This window comes from Gordonia aichiensis NBRC 108223, from assembly GCF_000332975.1.
Lineage (GTDB): Bacteria > Actinomycetota > Actinomycetes > Mycobacteriales > Mycobacteriaceae > Gordonia > Gordonia aichiensis.
In genome coordinates this window covers 1-8,748 of record NZ_BANR01000043.1, presented here as the reverse complement: position 1 = coordinate 8,748, position 8,748 = coordinate 1, and the positions used below count along the sequence as shown (strand labels likewise).

General features: G+C 61.7%; 9 protein-coding genes. 3 read left to right on the top strand and 6 right to left on the bottom strand.

The window, feature by feature from the left end; genetic code table 11:
- The 3 genes from GOACH_RS22005 to GOACH_RS21995 all read left to right on the top strand — a co-directional run.
- The coding region (locus tag GOACH_RS22005; protein ID WP_005180171.1) for an oxidoreductase C-terminal domain-containing protein at nucleotides 1–624 on the top strand (624 nt) is incomplete at its 5' end.
- A 48-nt stretch (nucleotides 625–672) separates the two neighbouring features.
- The gene (locus GOACH_RS22000; protein WP_005180168.1) at nucleotides 673–1,776 is read left to right on the top strand and encodes an NAD(P)-dependent alcohol dehydrogenase; all 1,104 of its coding nucleotides are present in this window, start codon (nucleotides 673–675) and stop codon (nucleotides 1,774–1,776) included.
- 108 nt (nucleotides 1,777–1,884) lie between these two features.
- Nucleotides 1,885–3,042: an acyl-CoA dehydrogenase family protein gene (locus GOACH_RS21995; RefSeq protein ID WP_005180165.1), complete on the top strand. Its 1,158-nt coding sequence runs from the start codon at nucleotides 1,885–1,887 to the stop codon at nucleotides 3,040–3,042.
- A gap of 97 nt (nucleotides 3,043–3,139) precedes the next feature.
- On the opposite strand, the gene GOACH_RS21990 is transcribed toward GOACH_RS21995, so the two are convergent.
- From GOACH_RS21990 to GOACH_RS21965, 6 genes are all read right to left on the bottom strand, one after another.
- Nucleotides 3,140–4,018, bottom strand: coding sequence for an HpcH/HpaI aldolase/citrate lyase family protein (locus tag GOACH_RS21990; protein WP_005180163.1), 879 nt, complete (start codon nucleotides 4,016–4,018; stop codon nucleotides 3,140–3,142).
- Nucleotides 4,015–4,470, bottom strand: a complete 456-nt coding sequence (locus GOACH_RS21985) for a MaoC family dehydratase (RefSeq protein WP_005180161.1) — start codon at nucleotides 4,468–4,470, stop codon at nucleotides 4,015–4,017. Before GOACH_RS21985 ends, GOACH_RS21990 begins: the two co-directional genes overlap by 4 nt.
- A gap of 90 nt (nucleotides 4,471–4,560) precedes the next feature.
- On the bottom strand, nucleotides 4,561–5,610 hold the full coding sequence (dmpG, locus tag GOACH_RS21980) for a 4-hydroxy-2-oxovalerate aldolase (protein WP_005180159.1): 1,050 nt from the start codon (nucleotides 5,608–5,610) through the stop codon (nucleotides 4,561–4,563).
- 15 nt (nucleotides 5,611–5,625) lie between these two features.
- Entirely contained in the window at nucleotides 5,626–6,555 is a 930-nt protein-coding gene (locus tag GOACH_RS21975; RefSeq protein WP_052004102.1) for an acetaldehyde dehydrogenase (acetylating), read from the bottom strand.
- Nucleotides 6,556–6,611: 56 nt separating this feature from the next.
- Nucleotides 6,612–7,430 (bottom strand): 2-keto-4-pentenoate hydratase, encoded by an 819-nt coding sequence (locus GOACH_RS21970; protein ID WP_005180152.1) that lies wholly within the window; start codon nucleotides 7,428–7,430, stop codon nucleotides 6,612–6,614.
- Nucleotides 7,431–7,518: 88 nt separating this feature from the next.
- Nucleotides 7,519–8,679: an IS256 family transposase gene (locus GOACH_RS21965; protein WP_005180149.1), complete on the bottom strand. Its 1,161-nt coding sequence runs from the start codon at nucleotides 8,677–8,679 to the stop codon at nucleotides 7,519–7,521.
- Nucleotides 8,680–8,748 lie beyond the last annotated feature (69 nt).

The window sequence follows — 8,748 nt, the reverse complement described above, 5'->3', positions numbered from 1 at the left end:
GAGCCGCGAAACTGTGGAGGCCGCGCCGCAGGGGTCGTCCTCGCAGACGGTGGAATACTCGACAGCGACACCGTACTCGTGGGCATCGGTGCCCGACCCGCCGACGATCTGGCACGCGCAGCGGGTCTCGAGTGCGACGACGGAATCATCACAGATGACGAGGGACGGACCAGCGACCCACACGTCTTCGCCATCGGCGACGTCGCGCGTCGTCCCGTCCCCGGGTATGCGGGCTTACGCCGACTCGAATCCATCCCTGCTGCGACCGAACACGCCAAGCGAGCCGCGGCAGCGATCACCGGCACCCGCCCCGGGCACTCGGAGGTGCCGTGGTTCTGGTCTGATCAATTCGACCTCAAACTGAAAATCGCAGGTCTCGGAGAACCGGACGACCTGGTGATCACGCGGCAACACCCCAACGGAGATGCCGTGTCGTTCTTTCACCTTGGACGCGACAACACCGTGAAGGCGGTCGAGTCAGTCAATGCCCCCGCCGACTTCATGGCAGGCAAGAAGCTCATCTCGTCATGCACACCGATAGACCCCGATGCGCTGGCAGACCCTTCGACATCGCTGAAGGACCTGCTCTCAACGCCCGCGACCCGCCAGACGCTGGTCACCTAGACGCATCGAACCGCACACCCCTCGCAGACCACCATCAGGAGAAGACAAATGAAATCCACAGCAGCGCTGCTCACCGGGATAGGAAGCGACTTCGAGATCGCCGACATCGACATCGACGGCCCGAAGGAGGGCGAAGTTCTGGTCAAGATCGCGGCAGTCGGCCTGTGCCATACCGACCTCGCCGCCCGCGACGGGGTCCTACCCCTCGAATTCCCCGGCGTCGTCGGCCATGAGGGTGCGGGCACAGTGATCGCCATCGGCGACGGAGTCACCAAGGTCGCGGCCGGCGATCGGGTCAGTTTGACCTTCAACAGTTGCGGACAGTGCCAGACCTGCACGACCGGACGTCAGTCCTACTGCGAGAACTTCACTCCCCAGAACTACGGAGGCGTCCGTTCCGATGGCACGAGGCCGCTGAGCAAAGACGGAGCGGTCGTGGGCGGAATGTTCTTCGGGCAGTCGTCTTTTGCGACCGTCGCACTCGCGAATGAACGCAATACAGTGAAGATCACCGACGACATCCCCTTCGAGATTCTCGCGCCCCTCGGGTGTGGCGTTCAGACCGGTGTGGGCGCGGTGACCCGCTCGCTGCAGGCTCGGAAGGGTTCGGCCATCGCCATCGCCGGTGGCGGATCGGTTGGCCTGTCCGCAGTCATGGGCGCAGTACTGCAGGAGTGCTCCACGATCATCGTCGTCGAGCCGACCGCGCAGCGACGTGAGCTCGCGCTCGAACTCGGCGCAACGCACGCGGTCGATCCTGCATCGGGCAATGTAACCGATCAGATCCGCGACATCGTCGCGCGTGGTGTCGACTACGTTGTCGACACCACTGGGATCCCTGCTGTCGTCGACAGCCTCGTCGCCGCGACCGCGGTTCGCGCCACTGTCGGCCTCATCGGCGTTCCGTCTGACCCCAACTCGGCGATCGAACTCAACATCATCAACGCGCTGACCCTCGGACTTACAGTCACCGGAATCATCGAGGGGGACTCTGTACCCGACGAATTCATTCCCGAACTGGTCGAGCACTACCGCGCCGGACGCCTACCTCTGGACAAACTGGTGACTACGTTCCCCTTCGCAGACATCAACTCCGCTGTGAAGATTCAACACGACGGCGGAGTGGTGAAACCGGTGTTGGTGTTCGACTGACCGGACCACACCACCTGCCCACCCGCAGTGGCTCCGATTACGCTTTTGGTCGTACCATAGTATCTATCGTCAGTACGTGACGATGGATACGACGACGTCAGGATCCGCATGATTTCATTCGAGTTCACCGAGGAGCAACAGCAGTTCGCCAAAGTCCTGAGGGACTTCAGCTCCACGGAACTGCTCCCCCACTACACCCGACGCGCCGCCAGCACCACCTTCCCCTACGACGCGTTCGCACAGCTAGGTGAGCTGGGGGTTCTCGGTATCGGCCTTCCGGAGAAATTCGGTGGTACCGGCACCGAGGACCCGCTCCTCCTCGGTTTGGCCACAGAGGTTCTGGCCGAAGGTGACATGAATTTGGCGTCCGCACCAATCCAGGTCGGTCTGGTGGGTTCTCAACTCGTGTATTCAAGCGAGGAGGTTCAGGAGCGCTACCTGCCCACGCTGATCCGCGGCGAAGAGACCTTGGCGATCGCCCTCACGGAGCCGGGATCCGGTTCGGACGCAGGCGCATTGCGGACTATTGCCACACCGGTCGATGGCGGATGGCGGATCTCCGGCGAGAAGACAGCCATCAGCTGGGCCATGAACGCATCTGCAACCCTCGTCTACGCGCGGACCCCGGGAACCGTCCGATCTGCCGGTGTGAGCTGCTTCCTGGTTCCGATGGACGCCGAGGGGGTGAGCCGTCACCACATGCTGGGAATGGGATGCCTTCCGATCGGATGGGGATCAATTCATTTCGACGACGTGTTCATCCCCACCAGCCACCTGGTTGGCGAGGAAGGCCGTGGATTCGCATCTGTGATGAATCACTTCGACTTCAGCCGGGCGGCAATCGGTTTGATGTGCCTCGGGGCGGCCAGGCAGAGCCTGGATGAGGCTGTGACCTATTCCCAGCAACGCGAGACTTTTGGACAGCCGATCTCCAACTATCAGGGGGTGTCCTTCGGTATCGCCGAACAAGCCACTCTGGTCGAGGCTGCCCGGCTGATCTGCTACAAAGCGCTCTGGTCGCGCGAAGTCGACCGTCCACATACCGCGCTCGCATCGATGAGCAAGTGGTGGCCGCCCCAGGTCGCGCGTCAGGCCATCGAGGTAGCGATGAGGATTCATGGAAATCTCGGCTACTCTGCAGAATTCCCTCATCAGGCACGATACCGCGACGTCATGGCATATCTCGTGGCGGCAGACGGCAGTGCCGAGATCCAGAAGCGCATCATCGCCGGCGACATCTACCGGCGCGGCTCAACCGCATTCTGATCTACACGACCTCTCGGCGCTAGCCAAGAACCCTTCATGAATACGGAGGCCGCCTGCGCGGCAGCGATTGCCTCGACGGCGGCCTCCTGCCGCGAGGTCAGCGATCGGCCAGCGCCAGCACGCGTTGCGCTTGCTTCAAATGTGGAAGATCGAGCATCTTTCCGTCCAACGCCACGGTACCCACGTCGGCGGCGAATGCCTCGACCACGCGCTTCGCGAAATCGATCTCGTCAGATGTCGGAGTGAAGGCCGAGTTGATGGTGTCGACCTGGGCCGGGTGGATCGCGATCCTACCGCTGAAGCCCTCGGCACGAGCTCTGCGCGACGTCTCGGCGAGACCTACATCGTCACGGATGTCCACATGCAATGTCTCGACGGCTTCGATACCGGCAGCATGGGCACCCATGAGCATCAGCGATCTCACCAACTGATACGTGTTCGCCCACTGCCCATCTGGGGCCCTGTTCGTCGAAGCACCCAGCGCCGCACTGAGGTCCTCGGCGCCCCACGTCAATCCGTACAGCCGCGTGATACCGGATGAGGCAAAGTCACCGAGGCGAAAGGGGGCTCTCGCGGTCTCTGTGGCGACCGGCAGTACTCGAATTGTCCCTGCTTCCATGCCGTTCGCCGCTTCGAGCGCTTCGAGATAGTGATCAACGCGCCGCACGTCACCGGGGCCATCAACCTTGGGGATCATGACACCTGCGGGCGCGGAGGGCACGATAGAAGCGAGGTCCGGTAACGCATGCTCACCATCGAGCGGGTTCATTCTCACCCACAATTGCGGACCGCCGCGTTCAGGTTCACCGTCCGCCATGAACTCCGACACCAGTGCCCGTGCGATGCCCTTACGAGATGAACTCACAGAGTCTTCGAGGTCGAGGATTACAGCGTCTGCGGTGGAGTCGGCAATCTTGCCCAGCTTCTTCTCACTGTCGCCGGGGACAAACAGGAACGATCGAATGGGTGCGCTCATTGCTGGGGCCTCTTGCGCTGCAGCCCACTACGCTTGCACGAGGCAACAAGTTCGTCGTCCTGGTTGAATGCCTGGTGCAGGAACGTCACGATGCCCTGATCGGGGCGCGACTTGGAGTCGCGCAGTTCGAGAACCTCGGACACCACATGAATCGTGTCCCCGTGGAACAGCGGCTTCGGGAAGCGAACCTCGTCCCAACCGAGGTTCGCGACCGCCGTGCCGAGAGTGGTGTCGCCGACGGAGATACCGACCATCAGCCCAAGAGTAAAGGCGCTGTTCACTATTCGTTGCCCGAAGGGGGTCCCCTTCATGTACTCCTCGTCGAGATGCAGCAGTGCGGGATTGTGCGTCATCGCGGTGAACAGAACGTTGTCGGTTTCGGTCACGGTTCTTCTGATCGGATGCTCGAATCGTTGACCTACTGTCAATTCGTCGAACCACACACCGGGCACTACACACCTCCACATAACGTCGTATGGTTAGACCATAATAGTCACCGTATCCATCGTCAACGACGAAGCCGGTCCACCGACTCATCCCGCCTACGACGAAACCCCCACGGAAGCGTCGTGAACCTGCGTGAGATCAAGCGCCACATCGACAATCATGTCTTCCTGGCCGCCGACAAAGCCCCGACGACCCACTTCGACCAGGATCTCACGGACGTCGAGTCCATAACGTTGCGCTGCGGACTCAGCATGCCTGAGAAAACTCGAGTAGACACCCGCGTAACCGAGCGTCAGCGTCTCGCGATCAACCCGCACCGGACGGTCTTGCAAGGGGCGCACGATATCGTCGGCCGCATCTTGGAGTGCGAAGAGATCACACCGATGCTTCCACCCGCTGAGGTCGGCTACTGCCACGAAGGGCTCGATGGGACAATTGCCTGCTCCCGCTCCTTGGCCGGCCAACGATGCATCGACGCGTACGGCGCCCTCCTCGACTGCAGCCACAGAATTCGCGACGGCCAACGACAGGTTCTCGTGTGCATGAACACCGATCTCCGTGACGGGGTCGAGCACGTCACGGTAGGCACGAACACGATCGCGAACTCCACCCATGGTGAGACGACCACCTGAATCCGTGACGTACACGCAATGCGCACCGTACGACTCCATCAACTGCGCCTGCTTGGCCAGCTCCCGCGGTGGCAACATATGACTGAGCATCAAGAATCCTGATACGTCCATACCCATCTCGCGCGCTGACTCGATGTGCTGAGCCGAGACGTCGGCCTCGCTGCAGTGAGTCGCCACGCGTACCGATCTGACCCCGAGGTCGTAGGCCCGCTCGAGTTCATGCACGGTGCCGATACCCGGCAGCAGGAGTGTGGTGAGCGTTGCCGTCGAAATGTTCTCCGCTGCGACTTCCAGCCACTCCCAATCGGTGTGCGATCCCGGGCCGTACGTCAGACTGCCTCCGGCTAATCCGTCGCCGTGGGCAACCTCGATCGCATCAACACCCGCACGATCGAGCGCCGCCACGATACGTCCGACATCAGCGGTGCTCATACGGTGTCGAACCGCGTGCATGCCGTCACGGAGCGTGACGTCCTGGATGTAGAGGGAGTCGGAATCTGGGTTTCTCGTCACGTCTGTTCCGTTTCGTCAGTTCGTGGACACCACAGGCGTTGGCTCGGTGTGCGCGAGCACGCGGGCGGCGATGGCTTCTCCGGTCCGAAGTGCGGCAGAAGTCATGATGTCGAGGTTCCCCGCGTAAGCGGGCAGATAGTCCGCTGCACCCTCCACTTCGAGAAAGACCGACACCTTTGTTCTGACCTCGTCTGTTCTCACCTCCTCGGAACCGGACAGCAGCGTATGGATCGGCTCATCGTCTGACACAGGCGTGAACTGCACCTCCTGTTTCAGACGGTAACCCGGAACGTAGCCCGCTACCTCGGACACCATCGCTTCAATGGAACGGCGGATCTCGTCATGGTCGGCGTCACCGATGAGCGCTATCACGGTGTCGCGCATCAGTGGCGGGGGTGACGCAGGATTGAGGATGATGATCGCCTTACCCCGGCCAGCGCCGCCGACCGATTCGAGTGCCGCAGCGGTCGTTTCAGTGAACTCGTCAATATTCGCCCGTGTACCGGGCCCGGCCGACGCTGACGAGATCGATGCAACGATCTCGGCATACGCCACGGCGCTCACGCGCGAGATCGCGTACACCATGGGTATGGTCGCCTGCCCTCCGCAGGTAACCATGTTGACGTTCCTGGCCCCCTCTTTCAACTGCGTGTCCAGGTTGACCGGCGGAACGACATAGGGGCCGATAGCGGCCGGAGTCAGGTCCACAAGGATTTTCCCGAAAGGAGCAAGAGTCTCTGCATTGCGACGATGAGCACCCGCAGACGTTGCGTCGAAGATGATGTCGATCTCGTCGAAGTGTGCAAGTCCGATCAGCCCCTCGACGCCACGGTCCGTCGTGTGAACACCGAGGCGCTTCGCGCGGGCCAGACCATCCGATTCGGGGTCTATACCCACCATCGCGATCATCGTCAAGCGAGCGGACTGGCGCAGGATCTTGATCATGAGATCTGTCCCGATGTTTCCCGACCCGATAACGGCGACCCCAACCTTTCCCTTCTTCACCGGTCGCCTCCGGCAAACATCACAGACACACTGCCCAGCTCGGAAATCTTCGCCCGCACAGTGCTTCCCGGTCGTACTGAGACCATCGGCCCCAAAGCACCAGAAAGCACGACCTGTCCCGACCGCAGTGGCTGCCCATACGAGGAGGTGGTGTGCGCCAGCCATTGCAGCGCCCTCAGCGGATCACCCAGGCAATCAGCTCCGCTACCGGTCGACACGACTTCGTCATCGATCCACATCGTCATGCTCGCGGATTTCGGATCAAACCCGGACAATGAAGCCTTCTGATCACCCAGCACGAAGAGTCCGCTCGAAGCATTGTCCGCTACCGTGTCAGTGATCGAGATGTCCCACTCGGCAATCCTGGAGTCAACGATTTCTATCGCTGCCACCGCTTGCCCGATCGATTCACGAACGGTCTCGAGGTCACAGCTTCCGTCGAGATCTGCGGCAAGGATGAATGCGATTTCCGCCTCGACCTTCGGCTGCAGCAGAACACCTGCAGGTACTTCGTCGATGCCTGACACGTTCATGTCGTCGAGGAGAACTCCGAAGTCGGGTTGATCGACTCCCAGTTGTTGCTGCACCACGGGCGAGGTCAGGCCGATCTTCCTCCCGACAACACGGGCCCCTTCACGCCTCCGGTCATCGACGAACCGCTGCTGCACCTGATAGGCGGCAACGACGTCATCAGTGCCCAACAGATCGCGCACCGGACTGCACGGTGTCGCAGTACGACGTGCCGTCGCGAGTCGCACGGCCGCGGACTCGATGGCTTGCGGTACATCATTCCGAAGATTCTCCATAGCAGTCATCGAACACCTCGCTGTCGGTTCACGTTTCAAGCGTGCCGCTCGGGTCAGCGCAGGCCCCAGTATGCGTTCCGTTCGCCGGAACTGTGATTCACGCGGCATTGTCGTTCCAGACCTCGGAACACGCTGTGGTGACAGGCGTGGAGTTCATCAAATGTCGACGCACAGACCTGAGTGCCAGGTACCGAGTCGAGGAGTCATCATGGTTGACGTCGCCACAGCACACCCGAGTATTGATAGCTGCCGGGTACCGGTGCCCCCACTCGGCGTCGAACGCATCCAGCGCCTCGGCCGCGGCTGCAGCGGTGGGGGCGGTGTAGATCGGTTTGATCGCCTTGGCGATAGCATCGCGGTGCTGGCGGCCGGCATAGCGGAATGTGCCCCGGATCAGATGGATGACACACGTCTGCACCACCGTGTCGGGAAAGACCGTCCCGACCGATTGCGGCAGGCCTTTTAGCCCGTCGCAGACGAGGAAGAAGATGTCGGCTACACCCCGGTTCTTCAGCTCGGTAAGCACCGCCAGCCAGTACTTTGCCGACTCACCATCGCCTTCACCTGCCCACATCCCGAGCACGTCACGATGCCCGGCCAGATCCACCCCGATCGCGGCGTAGATCGGCCGGGGCCCTACCTGCCCATCGCGGATTTTGACATGGATGGCGTCGATGAACACCGCGGCGTAGACGCGTTCGAGCGGACGGGCATGCCAGGTGGCCATCTCTTCGAGCACCCGGTCGGTGATCCGGCTGATCGTGTCTTTGGAGACCGCAGCACCGTAGATGTCGGCGAAATGGGCGCTGATTTCACCGGTGGTGAGCCCACGGGCATACAGCGACAGCACCACCTCATCCACATCAGTCAAGCGGCGTTGGCGCTTCTTCACGATCTGCGGCTCGAAGGTGCCCGCCCGGTCCCGGGGGACATCGATCTCGACCTGCCCACACGCATCAGTCAGCACGGTCTTCGACCGAGACCCGTTGCGCGAGTTGCCACTCCCACGACCACGCTGGTCGTGCTTGTCGTAACCGAGATGCTCAGACATCTCTTCATCGAGCGCCGTCTCGAGCACCGTTTTGGTCATCGCTTTGAGCAACCCATCCGGACCGGTCAGGCGGACCCCGGCCTCCCGGGCCTGGCGGACCAGCTCGCGGGCTACCTCAAGTTCATCGACGCTGCGGTCCGCAGGCACCTCGACGATCCCGTCATCGTGTTCATCAGATGGCTCCACAGCCACCAGAGTGTCGGTCATGATGCGACCTTCCTGCCCCCGACACACCGAGGGCGGTAAGGCCACTTACACCGTTCTCACGACAGTCCC

Bases quoted from the DNA above. Each gene is read 5' to 3' on its own strand.
- GOACH_RS21965 (WP_005180149.1), bottom strand. From the start codon at position 8,679: ATGACCGACACTCTGGTGGCTGTGGAGCCATCTGATGAACACGATGAC.
- GOACH_RS21975 (WP_052004102.1), bottom strand. From the start codon at position 6,555: ATGATCAAGATCCTGCGCCAGTCCGCTCGCTTGACGATGATCGCGATG.
- GOACH_RS21995 (WP_005180165.1), top strand. From the start codon at position 1,885: ATGATTTCATTCGAGTTCACCGAGGAGCAACAGCAGTTCGCCAAAGTC.
- GOACH_RS21990 (WP_005180163.1), bottom strand. From the start codon at position 4,018: ATGAGCGCACCCATTCGATCGTTCCTGTTTGTCCCCGGCGACAGTGAG.
- GOACH_RS22000 (WP_005180168.1), top strand. From the start codon at position 673: ATGAAATCCACAGCAGCGCTGCTCACCGGGATAGGAAGCGACTTCGAG.
- GOACH_RS21970 (WP_005180152.1), bottom strand. From the start codon at position 7,430: ATGACTGCTATGGAGAATCTTCGGAATGATGTACCGCAAGCCATCGAG.